Source organism: Bradyrhizobium sp. i1.15.2 (genome assembly GCF_040548425.1).
Classification (GTDB): Bacteria; Pseudomonadota; Alphaproteobacteria; order Rhizobiales; family Xanthobacteraceae; genus Bradyrhizobium; species Bradyrhizobium canariense.
The window spans coordinates 1-15507 of the sequence record NZ_JBEPRQ010000044.1 but is presented as its reverse complement, the minus strand read 5'-3'; the positions used below and the strand labels follow the sequence as shown (position 1 = coordinate 15507).

At 62.1% G+C, this 15507-nt stretch carries 17 protein-coding genes and 1 pseudogene; 7 read left to right on the top strand and 11 right to left on the bottom strand.

Annotation, left to right across the window (positions count from 1 at the left end; translation table 11 throughout):
- Nucleotides 1-259: 259 nt before the first annotated feature.
- The gene (locus tag ABIB80_RS37345; RefSeq protein ID WP_007601427.1) at nt 260-562 is read left to right on the top strand and encodes an HU family DNA-binding protein; all 303 of its coding nucleotides are present in this window, start codon (nt 260-262) and stop codon (nt 560-562) included.
- 72 nt (nt 563-634) lie between these two features.
- On the opposite strand, the gene ABIB80_RS37340 is transcribed toward ABIB80_RS37345, so the two are convergent.
- The 5 genes from ABIB80_RS37340 to ABIB80_RS37320 all read right to left on the bottom strand — a co-directional run bounded on the left by ABIB80_RS37340 (nt 635) and on the right by ABIB80_RS37320 (nt 4621).
- Entirely contained in the window at nt 635-790 is a 156-nt protein-coding gene (locus tag ABIB80_RS37340) for a hypothetical protein (RefSeq protein WP_007601430.1), read from the bottom strand.
- A gap of 5 nt (nt 791-795) precedes the next feature.
- Nucleotides 796-3201 carry an endopeptidase La gene (gene lon / locus ABIB80_RS37335; protein ID WP_354129434.1) on the bottom strand — a complete coding sequence of 802 codons (2406 nt, stop codon included), beginning with the start codon at nt 3199-3201 and terminating at the stop codon, nt 796-798.
- 8 nt (nt 3202-3209) lie between these two features.
- A complete protein-coding gene (locus ABIB80_RS37330) occupies nt 3210-3593 on the bottom strand; it encodes an Hsp20/alpha crystallin family protein (RefSeq protein ID WP_007601432.1) in 384 nt (127 codons plus the stop codon).
- Nucleotides 3594-3747: 154 nt separating this feature from the next.
- Nucleotides 3748-4314: a YciE/YciF ferroxidase family protein gene (locus ABIB80_RS37325; RefSeq protein ID WP_007601433.1), complete on the bottom strand. Its 567-nt coding sequence runs from the start codon at nt 4312-4314 to the stop codon at nt 3748-3750.
- 100 nt (nt 4315-4414) lie between these two features.
- A complete protein-coding gene (locus tag ABIB80_RS37320; RefSeq protein ID WP_007601434.1) occupies nt 4415-4621 on the bottom strand; it encodes a hypothetical protein in 207 nt (68 codons plus the stop codon).
- Between the two features lie 89 nt (nt 4622-4710).
- Between ABIB80_RS37320 and ABIB80_RS37315 the strand changes: the two genes are divergently transcribed.
- From ABIB80_RS37315 to ABIB80_RS37305, 3 genes are all read left to right on the top strand, one after another.
- Complete coding sequence (locus ABIB80_RS37315) at nt 4711-5337, top strand: MarC family protein (RefSeq protein ID WP_007601435.1); 627 nt, start codon at nt 4711-4713, stop codon at nt 5335-5337.
- Between the two features lie 158 nt (nt 5338-5495).
- Complete coding sequence (locus ABIB80_RS37310) at nt 5496-6149, top strand: L-fuculose-phosphate aldolase (protein ID WP_007601436.1); 654 nt, start codon at nt 5496-5498, stop codon at nt 6147-6149.
- An 11-nt stretch (nt 6150-6160) separates the two neighbouring features.
- A complete protein-coding gene (locus ABIB80_RS37305; RefSeq protein WP_007601437.1) occupies nt 6161-7948 on the top strand; it encodes a chloride channel protein in 1788 nt (595 codons plus the stop codon).
- Between the two features lie 50 nt (nt 7949-7998).
- On the opposite strand, the gene ABIB80_RS37300 is transcribed toward ABIB80_RS37305, so the two are convergent.
- A complete protein-coding gene (locus tag ABIB80_RS37300) occupies nt 7999-8256 on the bottom strand; it encodes a DUF2798 domain-containing protein (protein ID WP_007601439.1) in 258 nt (85 codons plus the stop codon).
- 288 nt (nt 8257-8544) lie between these two features.
- Between ABIB80_RS37300 and ABIB80_RS37295 the strand changes: the two genes are divergently transcribed.
- Nucleotides 8545-8934 (top strand): hypothetical protein, encoded by a 390-nt coding sequence (locus tag ABIB80_RS37295; protein WP_007601441.1) that lies wholly within the window; start codon nt 8545-8547, stop codon nt 8932-8934.
- Nucleotides 8935-10312: 1378 nt separating this feature from the next.
- On the opposite strand, the gene ABIB80_RS37290 is transcribed toward ABIB80_RS37295, so the two are convergent.
- The 5 genes and pseudogenes from ABIB80_RS37290 to ABIB80_RS37270 form a co-directional block, all read right to left on the bottom strand.
- Nucleotides 10313-10561, bottom strand: a complete 249-nt coding sequence (locus ABIB80_RS37290; protein WP_354129433.1) for a hypothetical protein — start codon at nt 10559-10561, stop codon at nt 10313-10315.
- 87 nt (nt 10562-10648) lie between these two features.
- Entirely contained in the window at nt 10649-10804 is a 156-nt protein-coding gene (locus tag ABIB80_RS37285; protein ID WP_158268096.1) for a hypothetical protein, read from the bottom strand.
- A gap of 80 nt (nt 10805-10884) precedes the next feature.
- Nucleotides 10885-11147, bottom strand: a pseudogene (locus ABIB80_RS37280) (hypothetical protein).
- A 325-nt stretch (nt 11148-11472) separates the two neighbouring features.
- A complete protein-coding gene (locus tag ABIB80_RS37275) occupies nt 11473-11841 on the bottom strand; it encodes a response regulator transcription factor (RefSeq protein WP_354129432.1) in 369 nt (122 codons plus the stop codon).
- Between the two features lie 157 nt (nt 11842-11998).
- Entirely contained in the window at nt 11999-12238 is a 240-nt protein-coding gene (locus ABIB80_RS37270) for a LuxR C-terminal-related transcriptional regulator (protein ID WP_502918774.1), read from the bottom strand.
- 134 nt (nt 12239-12372) lie between these two features.
- Between ABIB80_RS37270 and ABIB80_RS37265 the strand changes: the two genes are divergently transcribed.
- Both ABIB80_RS37265 and ABIB80_RS37260 read left to right on the top strand, forming a co-directional pair.
- Nucleotides 12373-12708, top strand: a complete 336-nt coding sequence (locus tag ABIB80_RS37265) for a hypothetical protein (protein ID WP_354129431.1) — start codon at nt 12373-12375, stop codon at nt 12706-12708.
- Between the two features lie 305 nt (nt 12709-13013).
- The gene (locus ABIB80_RS37260; protein ID WP_354129430.1) at nt 13014-14735 is read left to right on the top strand and encodes a sensor histidine kinase; all 1722 of its coding nucleotides are present in this window, start codon (nt 13014-13016) and stop codon (nt 14733-14735) included.
- The last annotated feature ends 772 nt before the right edge of the window (nt 14736-15507 follow it).

The following is a 15507-nucleotide window of genomic DNA, read 5'->3' as shown; positions in this document are numbered from 1 at the left end:
CGACCGGACTCCGACAAAGAGGCCGGTCGTCGCTTGTCGAAAGCATCGAATCAGCTTTAGCAAGGCTGCGTGCGGGCCTTTGAAACAAGGTAAAATCCGCTGCCTGAGGCTTCTCCCGCTCCGGAAGTGGCTAAAAAGCAGGGTTTTTTGCCACAGAGGGCCAAAAAAGCCCGTAAAACCCCGACAAAACTGTGCAGAAGGCTATAGGCCTTCACCGGTTGGTCTAATATGCAGCCGTCAACGAATCAGAGGAGACACGATGGCCACCCAAATGTCGAAATCGCAGCTGATCGAAAAGATCGCGACCACCACCGAGCTTTCCAAGCGTGACGTCAAGAGCGTCATGGAGACGCTGACCGACGTCGGCCACAAGGAGCTCAAGAAGAACGGCCTGTTCCTGGTGCCGGGCTTCGCCAAGTTCGTGGTCATCAAGAAGCCCGCGACCAAGGCACGCAAGGGCACCAACCCGTTCACGGGCGAAGAGATGATGTTCAAGGCCAAGCCGGCCCGCAAGATCGTTCGCGCCCGCCCGGTCAAGGCCGCCAAGGACGCCGTGGGCTAACGACGCAAAGGCCCCCTCCCGTAGGAGGGGGCCTTTTGTTCGGGGCTGTCGCGAGGACTTGAGACGGAGGGCTCAACCCTTGCGGCGCTTCGCGCGGACCGGGACCGGCTGAAGCCGCGGTCCTGATGCCGCCAGCGCATCGCGAACCCCGTCGATGGCGCGATCGAGCAACTGCCGCAGCCGCTGCGCCTGCCGCGATCGCTTCGCTCTTTCCAGCAGCTTCTTCATCGCATTCACTCCGCCGCTTCGACCTTGGCATCGGCTTGGGCCTCGGCCGGCTCGAGCGCCGCGGCGATGGCTTCGTCGACGCGCTCCAGCCAGATGAATTCGAGGTTGTCCCGCGCACTCTTCGGGATGTCGTCGTAGTCCCGCTTGTTGCGCGCCGGCAGCATCACCCGCTTCAGCCCCGCGGCCGCAGCCGCCACCACTTTCTCCTTGATGCCACCGACCGGCAGCACCAGGCCGCGGAGCGAGATCTCGCCGGTCATGGCGGTGTCGCTGCGCACCGTGCGATTGGTGAGCAGAGACGTCAGCGCCGTGAACATCGCAACGCCCGCGCTCGGCCCGTCCTTCGGGGTCGCGCCTGCGGGCACGTGAACGTGGATGTCGCTCTTTTCGAACAGCTGCGGATCGATGCCGAGCTGCGTGGCCTTGCTCTTCACCAGCGTCATCGCAGCCTGCACGCTCTCGCGCATGACCTCGCCGAGCTGGCCGGTCAGGATCATCCCGCCGCGGCCGGATACCCGCGAGGCTTCGATGAACAGGATGTCGCCGCCGACCGGCGTCCAGGCCAGGCCGGTGGCCACGCCTGGAATGCTGGTGCGCTGCGCGATCTCGCCCTCGAAGCGCGGCTGGCCGAGTACCGTGCCGATATCCTTCGGCGTCAGGACGACCTTGGCAGCCGTGCCTTCGGCGACCTGCACCGCGGCATGCCGGAACAGCTTGCCGATCTCACGCTCGAGGTTACGCACGCCGGCTTCGCGCGTGTAGCCGTTGACCACCAGCTTCAGCGCCTCCGGCTCGATCTCGGCCTGCTCGGCCGTCAAGCCGTTGGCCTCGAGCTGCCGCCGCACCAGATAGCGCTTCGCGATCTCCAGTTTCTCTTCCTGGGTGTAGCCGGTGAGGCTGATCAGCTCCATGCGATCCAGCAGCGGACCCGGGATCTGGTCCAGCATGTTGGCGGTCGCGATGAACACCACGCGTGACAGGTCGAAGGGCACGCCCAAATAATTGTCCCGGAACGTCCCGTTCTGCTCGGGGTCGAGCACCTCCAGCATCGCGGCGGAAGGATCGCCCTGCACGCCGCGACCCATCTTGTCGATCTCGTCCAGCATCATGACGCAGTTCCGGGTGCCCGCCTTCTTGATGCCCTGGATGATGTTGCCGGGCAGCGCGCCGATATAGGTGCGCCGATGGCCGCGGATCTCGGCCTCGTCATGCACGCCGCCGAGGCTGACGCGCACGAAGGGACGGTCCATCGCGCGTGCGATGGATTGACCGAGCGAGGTCTTGCCGACGCCGGGCGGTCCGACGAAGCACAGGATCGGCGCCTTGCCCTGCGGCGCCAGCTTGCGCACCGCCAGATATTCGATGATCCGGCTCTTGATCTTCTCCAGGCCAAAGTGATCGGCATCGAGGATGCGGCGCGCTTCCTTGATGTCGATCGGCTTCTCCGCGGGCAGCGCCCACGGCAGCTCGATCAGCCAGTCCAGGTAAGTGCGGACCATGCCGGCCTCGCCGGCGGCCTCCGGCATGCGCTCGTAGCGGCGCAGCTCCTTCTTCGCATGCGCGTCGGCCTCGGGCGGCATGTTGGCCTTGGCGATGGCAGCGGTCAGCTCGGCGACCTCGGCCGCCTTGCCGTCGCCTTCGCCGAGCTGGCGCTGAATGGTCGCCATCTGCTCGCGCAGGATCGCCTCGCGCTGCCGTTCGTCGAAGCTGGCGCGGGTCTGCTGGCCGATCTCGTTGCTGATGCGCAGCACCTCCAGCCGTTCGGCCAGATGCTTCGACACCTTCTCGACACGCAGAGCGAGGTCGATGGTCTCCAACACCTCCTGCTTGTCCTGCGGCTTGATGTCCATGAACGAGGTCGCCAGGTCCGCCAGCGCGCCGGGCGCGGTGGTGCCCTGGAACATCGCGATCAGCTCGGGCGGCGCCTGCGGCAGCAGCTCGATCGCCTCGATGGCCTGACGCTGCAGGTTGAGCCCGCGGGCCTCGATCTCGGGCGTGCTCGTGGTCGGCTCCGGAATCTGCTGGATCCGCGCGGCCGGGAACGGCGTCCCGGGCAGGAAGTCGAGGATGCGCGCGCGCTGCACGCCCTGGCAGACGATGTGATGGGTGCCGTCGGGTGCGGTGATGTAGCGCACGATGTTGGCGATGGTCGCGACCCGATAGAGGTCGTCCGGTCCGGGCTCCTCGGTCTCGGGGCTGCGTTGCAGGACGATGCCGACCGGCCGCTGCTCGCGCAGCGCCTGCTGCGCGGCAGCGACCGACTTCGGCCGCGCGATCGCGATCGGCGCGATGGCGCCGGGGAACAGCACCATCTCGCGCACCGGGATGATGATCAGCGCGTCTTCGGGAATCTTCACGTCGGAATTGCTCTGGGGATTGGTCGGTGCGGTATTCATTGGTTCGGTGGCCATGATCGACCTCAGGATTTGGCGAGGCGCAGCGCGACGCAGCCGTCCATCACGAAGCGGCTGATGGCGTAGCGGCCAACGGGCAATGCAATGCGGCGCTCAAAACGCCCCTGCGGCAGTTCGAGCCGGTGGATGCGGGCGTTGCGAAGCTCCGGCGGAAGGGTGCGCTGGCCGGAGATGACGAGCACGCCGTCATGGATGACAGTCTCGACGTTGTCGGGATTGACACCCGGAAGCGCGACCAAGATCAGAAGCTCATGCTCGGTTTCGAGCACGTCGATCGGTGGCTCCCAGCACGCTTCCTGGCGGCCGAACTGCTGGCGCAGCCGTTCGGCGCGGGTCAGCGAGTCCAGGGCTTCGGACAGCATCCAGTCGAGGGGATTTTTGGGTTGCATGATGCGGGCTCGGCGGTGGGGAACGCTGAATATGGGGCCGGTTCCCGAGAATTCCAGCCCGGCGGCGCGCAGGTGCCATGCGGATCGTGCGATCCGAAAACACAAGCGCCGCGGCCTTCCGGCCGCGGCGTTTCGTCGTCACGCCACGTGGGGCTCAGGCCGCCTGGCGGTATTCCTCTTCCGCCTCGAGGTTGATCACGGAGGTGGCGAGCTCGGTCAGGGTGTGATCGGTCGCCTCTTCCTCGTCCAGCGTCGCCTGCAGCAGCTTTGCCGCGTCCTGCATGCCGAGCTCCTCGGCCCAGGTGCGCAGCGTACCGTAGCGGGAGATTTCGTAATGCTCGACCGCCTGCGCGGCTGCGAGCAGGCCGGCGTCGAGCGCAGGAGCGTTCTTGAACTCCTTCATGATCTCGGCGCCTTCATCGGTGATGCCGTTGATCGCTTCGCAAGGCTTGCCACGGGCCGGCTTGCCCAACATCTTGAAGATCTGGTCGAGACGTTTGACCTGGCCCTGAGTCTCGCGCAGATGCTTGTTGAAGGCCGCCGCGAGCTCCTTCGAGTTGGCAGCCTTGGCCATCTTGGGCAAGGTCTTGATGATCTTGTTCTCGGCGAAATAGATGTCCTTGAGCGTCTCCAGGAATAGGTCGCTCAACATCTTCGGCGCCTGACGGGCGCGGCCCGTCGACGATTTCTTGGTTGTGCGCTTCTTTGCTTTCTTGGCCATACATCCTCCTCTTGAGGTGACACGCGAAGGCATCGCCTTCCGCAATCCTCAGGCGATCAAAAGCTTTCGGAGGACGAAAGTTCCAAACGGCAACCTGCGCTCAGGTCGGACGCTTGTAGGGATCTTCCTGCCGCTGCCGCGCCTCGGTGTTGCGGTCGAGCTGTGCGCGCTCGCGGCGCCGCAGGCGCCCCGCCTTCGCCACGCCGTAGACCAGGACCGCACCGAGCACGAAGGCTCCGATGAACCAGAGCCAGAGCAGGTTGCCCGAAAGGTGACCCAGCAACATTCCAATTCCACTGTCGCTCATTGTGCATCTCCGGTGATTTTCAAAGCGGTTCTGCCGGGCTAAGTCAGTCCGCCAGCCATCGTTCCTGCGTCCAGGGAGCCCACCGAGACATGATCGACTTCACCTTGTCTGCGTTCGTGACGCTGCTGCTCGTGGTCGATCCCGTGGGCCTTGCGCCGGCCTTCCTCGCCGCGACCGGAGGCATGCCCGACAAGACCAAACGCACCATCGCGCTGCGCGCGCCACTGATTGCGGCATCGATCCTGGTGGTGATCGCCCTGATTGGAAACTGGCTGCTGCGCCAGCTCGGGATCGGCATCCCCGCCTTCCAGATCGCCGGCGGACTGCTGCTGTTCGGCGTGTCCTACCAGATGATCTTCGGCGACCGTCCGCATCGCGAGGCCCGCGAGGCCGACAAGGCAAGCTCCGAGCATGCCTCCGACGTCGCGGTATTCCCGCTGGCGATCCCGATGATGGCCGGTCCTGGCGCGATCGCGACCACGCTGCTCCTGACGGGCGATGCCGGCTACGGGCCGAGGCTCGCGATCATCATCGCGGTCGTGCTCTCCGTGTGCCTGCTTTGCATGCTCTGCTTTGTCTCCGCGAACATGATCGCGCGGAGCCTTGGGCGCACCGGCAACGCCGTCCTCTCGCGCGTGCTCGGCATGCTGCTCGCGGCCTATTCGGTGCAGTTCGTGATCAACGGCATCGCGGCCGTCCGGGCGAGCTTGCCGTAGAGCTGCGACAATCTGTTAATGCGTTGATTTTCATGTTTATTTCATGATGCCATGAGGCGGCTGGCGCGATCGCGCGCGATCCGGTCCGCTTTCTCTTGCGCTGCCATAATGCTTGACGTACTCCCCGTCTGACAGGCGCCCATCGTCAGGAAATCGAGATGTCGATGACAGCGGACGAGCTCGACAAAAGACAGGCCATCATCGGCGCCTGTCGCCGCATGAACGCGCTCGGCATCAACCAGGGCACCTCGGGCAATATCAGCGTCCGGCATGTGGACGGGCTTCTGGTCACCCCGACCAGCGTGCCCTACGACGCCATGACGCCGGACCAGATCGTGTTCATGGCGATGGACGGCTCGCACGCGCCCGATCAGAAGCCGTCAAGCGAGTGGCGCTTCCACCTCGACATCCTGAAGGCCCGGCCAGACGTCAACGCCGTCGTCCACGCCCATCCGACCTATTGCACCATCCTGGCGATCATGGGCCTGGAGATCCCGCCCGTGCACTACATGATCGCAGCCGCCGGCGGCGACAGCATCCGCTGCGCGCCCTATGCCACCTTCGGAACGGCGGAGCTGTCCGAACATGCAGTGCGGGCGCTGGAGGGCCGGCTTGCCTGCCTGCTCGACCATCACGGCATGATCGCGATCGGCAAGTCGTTGGACAAGGCGATGTGGCTCGCCGTCGAGGTCGAGACGCTGGCGCGGCAATATCACGGCTGTCTCCAGATCGGAGAGCCGCCGCTGCTGTCGAGTGCCGAGATCGAGCGGGTCCGCCAGCGCATGTCCGGTTACGGCATGTCGGAAGGGTAGGCGGGCCAAAAGTGTTCCTGCGGATCAGACATCTCGCCGACCGCAAGGGGACGAACCGCGTCATGGTTCGGCTGCGGGCGCTGCTGCGCAGCAACGAATTCTATCTGATCCCGCTGGCGCTGGTGATCGGCACGCTCGCCGGCGCCATCGTGACGCTGATGGCCGAGATTGCGCAGATTGCCCATATGGTGATCTACGGCATTCCCATCGACGTTCGCCTGTCCGCCAATACCAGCGTCAGTCCCTGGGCCGCGTTGATCGCGCCCGCGCTGGGCGGATTGGCGCTCGGGATCATGGAGTGGTGGCGGCGAAGGCTCAAGCTCTCCAGCGCGGTCGATCCGATCGAGGCGAACGCGCTGCGTGGCGGCAATCTGTCGATGCGCGACAGCGTGGTGGTGTCGAGCCAGACCTTGATCTCGAACGGCTGCGGCGCCTCCGTCGGCCTCGAAGCCGGCTATACCCAGATCGGCTCGGGCATCGCCTCGCTGCTCGGCAAGTTCTTCAATCTGCGCCGCAACGATCTGCGCCTGATCGTCGGCTGCGGTGCCGCTGCGGCGATCGCGGCCGCCTTCGGTGCGCCGATCACCGGCGCCTTCTACGCCTGCGAGCTGATCGTCGGCGTCTATTCGGTCGGCAGCGCTGCGCCAATCCTCGCCGCCTCGCTCGCGGGTGCACTGACCGCGCAATGGCTCGGCGGCGCGCCATACTCGCTCGAAATACCCAAGGTCAGCGCCGTCGGCGTCGAGCAATATCTGGCGCTGATCGGGCTCGCGCTCGTCACCAGCGGCGTCGGCATCGCCGTGATGCGCTCGTCCTCGATGTTCGAGCGCCTGTTCAAATGGCTGCCGGTCTGGCTGCGCCCGGTGATCGGCGGCCTCATCGTCGGAGGCTTTGCGATTGTCACGCCGCAGGTGCTGGCGGCCGGCCACGGCGCGATGGTGCTTGATCTCTTTCACGACATGACGATCGGCCTGATCGCGCTGATCATCGCCTTGAAGGTGACGGCCTGCCTGATCTCGCTCGCCTCCGGCTTCCGCGGCGGGCTGTTCTTTGCCTCGCTGTTCGTCGGCAGCCTGATCGGAAAGTTCTTTTCGGCGGTGCTGCTCTTGATCAGCCCGAACTTCGTGATCGATCCGCTGGTCGCGATGCTCACGGGCATGGCGACGCTCGGCGTCGCCATCGTCGGCGGTCCCTTGACCATGTCGTTCCTCGTGCTCGAGATGACCCGCAACGTCGACGTCACCGCCGTGGTGCTCGCCGGCTGCATCGTCACCTCGATCTGCGTCCGCTTCATGTTCGGACACTCCTTCTCGACCTGGCGCCTGCATCTGCGCGGCGAGACCATTCGTAGCGCCAACGACGTCGGCTGGCTGCGCAACCTCACCGTCGAGCGGCTGATGCGCTCCGATGTCGGCAAGGTGCCGTCGACCACGACGATCGCCGCGGTCCGCCGCGAATTCGCGCTGGGCTCGCGGCCCGGGATCGTCATCGTCAACAATGCGGACGAATATGTCGGTCTCGTCCTGCTGCCCGACCTGTTCTCCGGCGATCTCGACACCATCGCCGACGAAATCCAGGTGATCGAGCTCGCGCGCCTGACCGAGATCGTGCTGATCCCCGAAATGAACGTGAAGTCGGCCATGGCGGTGTTCGACGAGGCGGAAGCCGAGATGCTGGCAGTCGTCGATTCCACCGACAGCCGCAAAGTGGTCGGCTTCCTCACCGAGACCTTCGCCCGCCGCCGCTATGTCGAGGAGATCGACAAGGCAACGCGCGGCGTGCTGGGGGCGCTGTCGTAAAGTCACGCGGAAGCGGGACGGCGTGCGTCACGCGCCGCCGTCCGCGCCTGCTATCGGCTCGGTTGGGCGGGAGCCGCAACGACGCCCGCCACGATCCGGCGGACCAGCGGCAGCACCATCAGCAGCGTCGGAAAGGCGACGAGCCATGACAGCGCCCAGGCGCCCGGCCAGGTCGCGAGGAACGCCGGCGTTGCGCCGAGGCTTCGAAGGGTGGAAATGATCGACACCACGGCCGTCATGAGGACGGACAGCACAAATGGCATCACGATCGGCGCATAGCGCGCCGGCAGTTTGCGAACCGCAATCATCTGGTTTCTCTTTGGAATAGGACGCGTCAGTCACGGTGAACCCAAGAATGGCATCGATCCCGACGGCGTCGGTTGATGCGTTGGTTCACGTAAAACGCTTACGGCGACCGAAAAACGGTGCGGCTGTTCATTATCCGCTCATGTTGGATCGTTCAAGCTGGATCTGGTCGTTCGGTTTACAATCGTTCAAAGCGTGGCAGATTGCCGCGATCACGAAACCATTTCAGTAGCTTGCGCATTAAATCTTGTTTGATGATGTCGCTTTGAGCGAGAACAGGGAAGGTCAAGATGAATAAGGGACCGATGATTTCTGCAGCCGGCCGCAACGTTGCGTTGGCAGCTTTCGCAAGTCTTGTTCTGATTGCGGCCTCTGTCACGCCTTCGGCTGCCAACTCGCCCGCACCCAGCAAGGCCGCTGCCGCGGGCCCGGCCGCTCCGGCTGCCACCGATTTCAGCGCCGCTCGCCGCCACCGCTACTATCGACGAGGTCCGAACGCTGCAGGCCTCGCCTTCATGGGCGTGGCGGCAGGTCTGATCGGCGGCGCGATCGCAGAGAGCAGGCGCCAAGAGTACTACGAGGACCGCTATAATTACGGCCCCGGTCCTTACTACGGCGGCCAGGGATATTACGGCGGCGGTCCCTACTATGGTCCGCGTGGCTATTATCAGCCGTATTAGGCGCCTGTCCTCGCCGCAGTCTCGTTTCGCGCCAAGGGGCGGTGTTTTGCACCGCCCCTTGTTGCTTCTGCGCGAGGCGTCTCATTGCGCGACCTGTGTCGCGGGTGCGTCAATCCTCTCTTGAAAAAATATTCCACTTTACCGAAATTCGGTTTTGGCGTATGTGTCACTCATCCCGGCTCATCCTTGAGGGGCGATCTTGTGGTCGTCACGTTCGCGAGCCGGGCTTGCGGTGGACGCGGCAGCGTTCGGGTACGAGTGGCCAAGGGCAGGGCGGATTGCTCTCCGTGAGCCCAAGGCTTCGTTCCGACGAGCGGCGCTGCTAGGCTTCGTCTCGTCTGTAAGTTTCCGGCTCCGTCGACAGGGCTGGAAAAACTGCGGTGAAATGGCGGGCCGTGCGTACGGCAAAACCGTGTGGTCCTGGCGTCCAGCGAATTCGATCCGTTGGGCAGAACTAAAAAGCTTCGGTCAGTGAACGGCTTACGGGGATCGGCGCTCGCCGCTGCGTCCGGCCCGAAATCGCCGGGCCCTATTAGGCCCTAGTTTCACATTCTGCCATTTTTTTTGAGCGAGAGTAGGGCTGCGCCCGCGCGAGGTTTGACCCGGTCGACTGCGCTCCAGTGGTCCAGCGGATCGCGGCGCTGGCCTGCTGACGCGAGCCGCCCGTCGGCGCAACCCTAGGCAATTTTGCGCTCCCATATCGTGACGTATGAGGCGCGATGGTTGTTTCCCAGGGCGTCTGTGAAATCAGGTTGGAAAACAACTGTCACAATGCGCCAATCGTCATGTAGGCCGCTGTTTAATTGGATATCCAGCATGGATTGGTCGGCCCAAACGGATGTGGTTTTGAACCTAGCTTCCCGCAACTCGGACATGGTTATCCCGCTTGGCCCTGCGCTGGCGGCCCGCTCTACGGCCTTCCCGGCCCTGCGCTGAGGCGGCCCGGTTGCCGAAGTTGGACCGATAATCGGGACTACTTTTTCGGCTCGGTGGTGGCTGGGGTGCTTGTGGTGCCGTCGCGCGCATCCCGTCGCTCGTCGCGCCCTGTGCGCCGCTCTTGACGCCGCTCTGTGCGTCCGGTGCGGCGTTCCTGCCGCCGCTCGGTTCGGCCGCTGCGCCGTTCCTGACGGCGTTCTGTGCCTGACTTCGGCGCGTCCGCTGGCGGCGCAGTAGGCGCGGCGGCTGGCGCGGTGGTTTGGGCCACAGCCTCTGAGGCCGCAAAAATTGAGGACGAAGCCACGAGCCCAAACAACCCTGCGTATCCAAGAAAGGTTAGTGCGTCGCGACGACAGACCTGTTTCGGCTCCGAACGGTCACTCATTGTCAGGCTCCCGGTTGCTGCCCCACCTGAGCAATCTCACTACCGTCGTCGGCTTGCTTATTGATTTGGATCAACTTGGCCGGATCGTTCAAGCCATGCTGGCATCTCGGTCGATGGGATCGACACTCTCGGCAGGTGCGGGATGATGGTCCCCGCAGTTACGATCAGCCCGTCGTAATATTTGGTTCGCGCAAAATCCTGCGCCTCCGCTTTGGTTGAAAACATCTTGGTTAGGCGCGGATGTCGCCGTCTTGACAGCGTGCCATCCGGGGGCACTTCAAAGGTGACATACCACGCATGCTTCATGCAAAACGCCGCCGGTCTTGGTCTCGCCTGCCCTCCGTGCCGGGCTTCGAGCCATGCCGCAGGGTGGGTACGTTGGTTCGCACTAAGTCAGTCATTGAGACGGTAGCGATTAGGCCGGAACGGAATGTCGTCGATGTACGGTCTCACAACGCGCTCGGTCTTGAACAGGTTACGCCATGCGTAGACAGAAAGCGCGAACAAGACGAACGCGAAGAACGCCCACGACAGTATGATCCAAATCATCTGCTTCTCCTCTCGATGTAGGCAACCAGATAACGCCCATCATCAGAGCATGGGACCATAGACAAAGAACCTCGGATGCTTTACCGCCGCGCCCCAACGCGATTGACGCCACCGTTCATGTTGCCGCCGGCGTTATGACGAACCGCCGCGCGCGCCACAGGACGCGGCCTGAGCACCACGCCTGCCCGGGCGACGCACCCCCGGGATAACCCTCGTACGTGCAGTACACGACCGCCTTGGCTGGTGCCGGATTGAGGGTGACACCTGCAAGCCCCAAGAGGGCGCTGAGAGCCATCCCGGCAACAGTCGCTGACTTGATCGAAATACGCTTCGTCGGATGCATGGCTAACTCCTCTTCCCGCTTGCGACTGAAAGGTGATGGAGCCGCCTCCAGCGCGGCTGAACATAGCGTGAGTGCCCAAGGGATCGCGGACGTTGACCCAGATCAACGACCGATGTGCGAGTGAAACAGCAAGAACGAGCGCCGAAACCGTGAAAAGGTGTGGCCCCAGTCCTTGGGGAAACTGGGGCCACGGGGGGCTGTGTACCTGTATTGATTGGGGGGCTGGTACCTGACAATCCAAACTCAGAAATCACCTTAGCGAAAGTTGTCCTGTGGTGCATTGTCCCAAAGTACAGAGTGCAAGGGCCCGGAACTCGGCACTCAGTTACCCTCCCGACGCTTTCTTGAGCGGCTCGATCAGTTCGCGCGATGAGAACGGCTTGGTGAGATAGGCGAGACAGCCGGATCGAAGGGCGGCCTCGCGAACCGAAGGGCTGTCATTCCCGGTCATGTAGATCACTGGGACAGTGTTCCCAGTCGCCGTGAGGCGGTGCCTCAAGTCGATGCCTGATCCGTCGCCCAGATCAATATCGAGAAGGACGCAAAGCACCCTGTCGAACTCGCTGTGGTTTGCGAAAGCGGTCTCGGACGGAAACGGCACGCTGGTGTAGCCAAACTGTCGCAGCAGTCGGGCTACACTCCGCAGCATTGCGGCGTCGTCATCGACGACAAGGACGACATTCTTCTTCGACAAAAGATCTTTCCGTTGGCCAGAGTTGTCAACGCAGGCTTGCCGCTATGACTGCAGAACTATCGAACGGCCTAACTGACCCGGCGGAGCGGATGGCTACTCCCGGAGCGCTTAGTTTCCCATTGTACTGAAGGCCACTATTTGAACTGCTGGGCAGTGATCAGGCAGTATGTTTGCTGTTGGATGCGCCACCTGAGACACCGAGCCGCTCGGCGAACGAAACAAGCTCCGCCAGAGTTCGAACATTCAGCTTCAGCATCACCTGCTGCCGGTGAGCCTTGATGGTGCGTTCAGTCGCTCCCAGGATGCTGCCGATCTGCTTGTTGGTCTTGCCGCCAACGATCAGTTCGAATACTTGCCGCTCCCGGGTGTCAGTTTGGCGATGAGGCGCAAACAACATCCAGTTGCTCTGTTGCTCGCGGAAGGCTCGGTGGCGCGAACGGAGTGCGCGCGTTCGATTGATCTACATCAACCTCCCGCTCGGAGAGGGCCGTAATCTCCCGAGCGGGGCTCGAGAATTCTGGAAGGTTCGTCATGCTCCGCTACATTCTCGCTCTTCTTGCCGCTTTCGTTTTGCTCATCACCTGCTTGATCCCCGATGATGCGGAGGCTCGGCGCGGCGGAGGTGCCTACCGGGGTGGCGGCGGTTATCGCGGCGGTGCGGTCGCAGTTCGAGGACCGCGAGGCGGCGGCGCTGTAGCGGTGCGCGGCGCAGGCTACCGGGGCTACGGCTATCGTGGCGGCTATCGCGGCTATGGCTATCGGGGCTACGGTGTAGGAGCGGCAGCGGTAGGCGCGGCTGCCCTTGGCACTGCTGCGTACCGGCGCAGTTGCTACGATGCGTACGGGAACTACATTTGCGCCTATTAATCCGTAGCGACGCGATAGCGCGGCTTGACCCTTCTGTGCCCGCAAGCGCTGGCGGTGACCGTCCGCCGATGGCGACCTCCGCCATCGGTCTGCAGGTACTGTAAGGAAGAAGGAGCTGTGTCGGGACCGCGCGACGGCAGTTGTCGAGGAAATCTGGTGCAAGAAAATCCGTGGTCGCAGTTGCAAGGCGCGGTGCCTCACCCTCAGCGACGACTTCGGCAGGGCAGCGAAATCACGCGATGGGGCTAACAGCAGACCTCACCGGGAGCGAGGTCGGTTGAAAGTTCATAAATTTGCAGTGTCCTATGGACCGTGCCAGCCGACCCAGTAGTATCGACCTTAGTCAGGTGTGGCTGCGGGGGGATGGGGTGTCGATCTCAACGAAGGAAGCGTCCGGACTATTCGCTCCTAATGCGGGAAGTGAAGCGCCTGCGTTAATAGCGAGCGTCCCGGCCAGCGCGCAGCATCGACGGTTGGCGTTTGGCGTTGTTGTTGTCCTATTGGTCGTCTTCGCAACAAGCCTGCCGTTCGCAACTATACAGGCGCCACGAGTTGACGCTTTTCTTACGGTTAGCCAAGCCATAGTTTTATTTGCGGAGTTTCTTACGGCGATTTTTCTGTTTTCGCAGTATTCCATTCAACCTCGACCAAGCCTGCTCGCGCTCGCAAGCGGGTATATTTGCAGCGGCCTGTTTGCATTTTTGCAAACGCTTGACTTCCCGGGTGCGTATAGCTCGATTGGATTGATTACCGGCACCCCGAGCGGGGCGGTCTGGTTATTTTTCTTCTGGCGCTTCACGTTTCCGCTTTCTGTCATTGCCTACGTATTGTTGAAGGAAGCGAAAGAAACAATCAGCCCGCTCGCAAGGCTCGGCTCGGGCCAAGCCATCGGCATCACCATCGCGTGTGCAATCGTTACGACGTTGGGCCTGACGTGGCTCCTCGTGGCCGGATATCTGCCAAGTCTGAACATTGGAGCAACGCAACAGCCGTTGGTTCAATACATTGCCGTGGCAACGTGGTCACTTAATAGCATAGCAGTCGTGCTGCTGATTATCCGGCTGCGTACCATCCTCGATGTATGGCTCATCGTTGCCGTCTTTGTGTCGTTACCTGATCTAACATTTGCAGTCTTCTATGCCGTAACCATCCGCTTTTCTGTGGGTTGGTACGTCGGCAAGGCTTTTCTTCTGATCGGCAGTTGGACCGTGCTGGTTGTTCTGCTTTGGGAAACGACGATGCTTTACGCGCGCTTAGCCAGCGCGACGATCTTGCAGCGGCGCGAACGTACCAATCGGCTTATGAGTGTGGACGAGGCGACGGCTGCAGTGGCACATGAAATCAACCAGCCCCTTGGCGCAATGTCACTTAACTGCGAGACCGCGTTGGCTTGCCTCACGATAAGCCCGCTCAATCTTGAAGAAATACGCTCTTGTCTGATGGACGTAATGACCGACAATCGCAGGGCGCGCGAAATAGTGGCAGGTATTCGTTCACTGTTTAAAGCAGTTCCCGGCCAGAGAACCACAATAGATATCGGTCGTCTTGTTCAGGACGTGCTTCGGATGGTTGAGAATGACCTGCGGGTTCACGGAATTTCCGCCTCGACCCAATTTCAGGAAGGCCTTCCAATGATAACGGGCGACCCTATCCAGTTGCAGCAGGTAGTCTTAAACCTAGTTAGAAATGCTATTGATGCGATAGCAAGCGCTCCGGGAGCGACGAGGGCCGTTCGATTGGTGGCGACAAAAGGGACCAATTCTGCCGTCTCGCTTCTTGTGCAAGATAGCGGGCCCGGACTGACGTCCAAAAGCGAAACGAATATATTTGATCCGTTCTTTACGACGAAAGCCTCCGGTATGGGGTTGGGACTTTCCATTTCTCGGCGGATCATTGAGGATCACGGCGGCGATTTGCGGCTTGTGGAAGCAAACTCAAACGGATGCCTCTTTGAAATTATTCTTCCGATTGTAGCCACGAGCGACGGTGAGAGTTTCAAGGGATTAAGCGCCCTTGCTAAGAGCTGAACGGGGGTTGACGAAGACTAGCGGCTGTCCGTCCGCCGAATGGACAAGCGGCCCGCCCTCTCCGTTTTGCCGGGCACCCCGTCCACCGCAATCTCAGCTAGGGTTTCGTCACTATGTCATTCTTCACGGACCATGACCTCGAATGCCTCGCCAGGTTGAAAGCAAACTGGCGTCAGTCCTATTTTGGTGAACTCAAGCACCTGCAGAACGAAGACGCTGACAAACGTTGGAGCGACAAGACGCTCGGGCCCCATTGCGGAGCAGTACCGGCTGCCACCCCAGCGTTGATGATCGCGCCGTCGCCTTCGGACAGGAGATGCAAGACGTGCTACGAAAAATGGAAGCCCGAGTAATATTCCTTGACCCGGACGACATGAACCGCGGGACCGCCGAACTTGTCGATAACGATTTCGAGGTGAAATATCTTGTCTTCGACGACTACGACCCGGGCGGCCTGGATTAACGCATGGACTTACAGCCAGCTCGATGATTGGAGCTTCTTCGATCAGGTGGAGAGCACTGTGACCCCGTGGCGGCGAGGTGTGTGAAGCTGGACCCGCTTCCCCCGCTTCAGTGGCTAAAAAGATCGTGCGATCAGCCGGTCACGGCAGGGCATGAGGGGAGGCGTCGGCAGGCGGGTGGAGCTTTGCAGTCAAGGACATAGTTCCATCGATGAAACGTAACCCTACGCGGTAGGCCGCAGCGCGCTGATCTTTCCAGTTAACCGTTAGAGCTCGTCGGACTCCTCGGTTTTCGGCTTCATCGTCGCAGC

What these genes read in the sequence shown, in the direction of transcription:
- ABIB80_RS37295 (WP_007601441.1), top strand. Translation starts at nt 8,545, where the DNA reads ATGAATAAGGGACCGATGATTTCTGCAGCCGGCCGCAACGTTGCGTTG.
- ABIB80_RS37340 (WP_007601430.1), bottom strand. Translation starts at nt 790, where the DNA reads ATGAAGAAGCTGCTGGAAAGAGCGAAGCGATCGCGGCAGGCGCAGCGG.
- ABIB80_RS37285 (WP_158268096.1), bottom strand. Translation starts at nt 10,804, where the DNA reads ATGATTTGGATCATACTGTCGTGGGCGTTCTTCGCGTTCGTCTTGTTC.
- ABIB80_RS37320 (WP_007601434.1), bottom strand. Translation starts at nt 4,621, where the DNA reads ATGAGCGACAGTGGAATTGGAATGTTGCTGGGTCACCTTTCGGGCAAC.
- lon (WP_354129434.1), bottom strand. Translation starts at nt 3,201, where the DNA reads ATGGCCACCGAACCAATGAATACCGCACCGACCAATCCCCAGAGCAAT.
- ABIB80_RS37310 (WP_007601436.1), top strand. Translation starts at nt 5,496, where the DNA reads ATGTCGATGACAGCGGACGAGCTCGACAAAAGACAGGCCATCATCGGC.
- ABIB80_RS37270 (WP_502918774.1), bottom strand. Translation starts at nt 12,238, where the DNA reads ATGTTGTTTGCGCCTCATCGCCAAACTGACACCCGGGAGCGGCAAGTA.
- ABIB80_RS37290 (WP_354129433.1), bottom strand. Translation starts at nt 10,561, where the DNA reads ATGAAGCATGCGTGGTATGTCACCTTTGAAGTGCCCCCGGATGGCACG.
- ABIB80_RS37330 (WP_007601432.1), bottom strand. Translation starts at nt 3,593, where the DNA reads ATGCAACCCAAAAATCCCCTCGACTGGATGCTGTCCGAAGCCCTGGAC.
- ABIB80_RS37265 (WP_354129431.1), top strand. Translation starts at nt 12,373, where the DNA reads ATGCTCCGCTACATTCTCGCTCTTCTTGCCGCTTTCGTTTTGCTCATC.
- ABIB80_RS37300 (WP_007601439.1), bottom strand. Translation starts at nt 8,256, where the DNA reads ATGATTGCGGTTCGCAAACTGCCGGCGCGCTATGCGCCGATCGTGATG.
- ABIB80_RS37315 (WP_007601435.1), top strand. Translation starts at nt 4,711, where the DNA reads ATGATCGACTTCACCTTGTCTGCGTTCGTGACGCTGCTGCTCGTGGTC.
- ABIB80_RS37325 (WP_007601433.1), bottom strand. Translation starts at nt 4,314, where the DNA reads ATGGCCAAGAAAGCAAAGAAGCGCACAACCAAGAAATCGTCGACGGGC.
- ABIB80_RS37260 (WP_354129430.1), top strand. Translation starts at nt 13,014, where the DNA reads ATGGACCGTGCCAGCCGACCCAGTAGTATCGACCTTAGTCAGGTGTGG.
- ABIB80_RS37345 (WP_007601427.1), top strand. Translation starts at nt 260, where the DNA reads ATGGCCACCCAAATGTCGAAATCGCAGCTGATCGAAAAGATCGCGACC.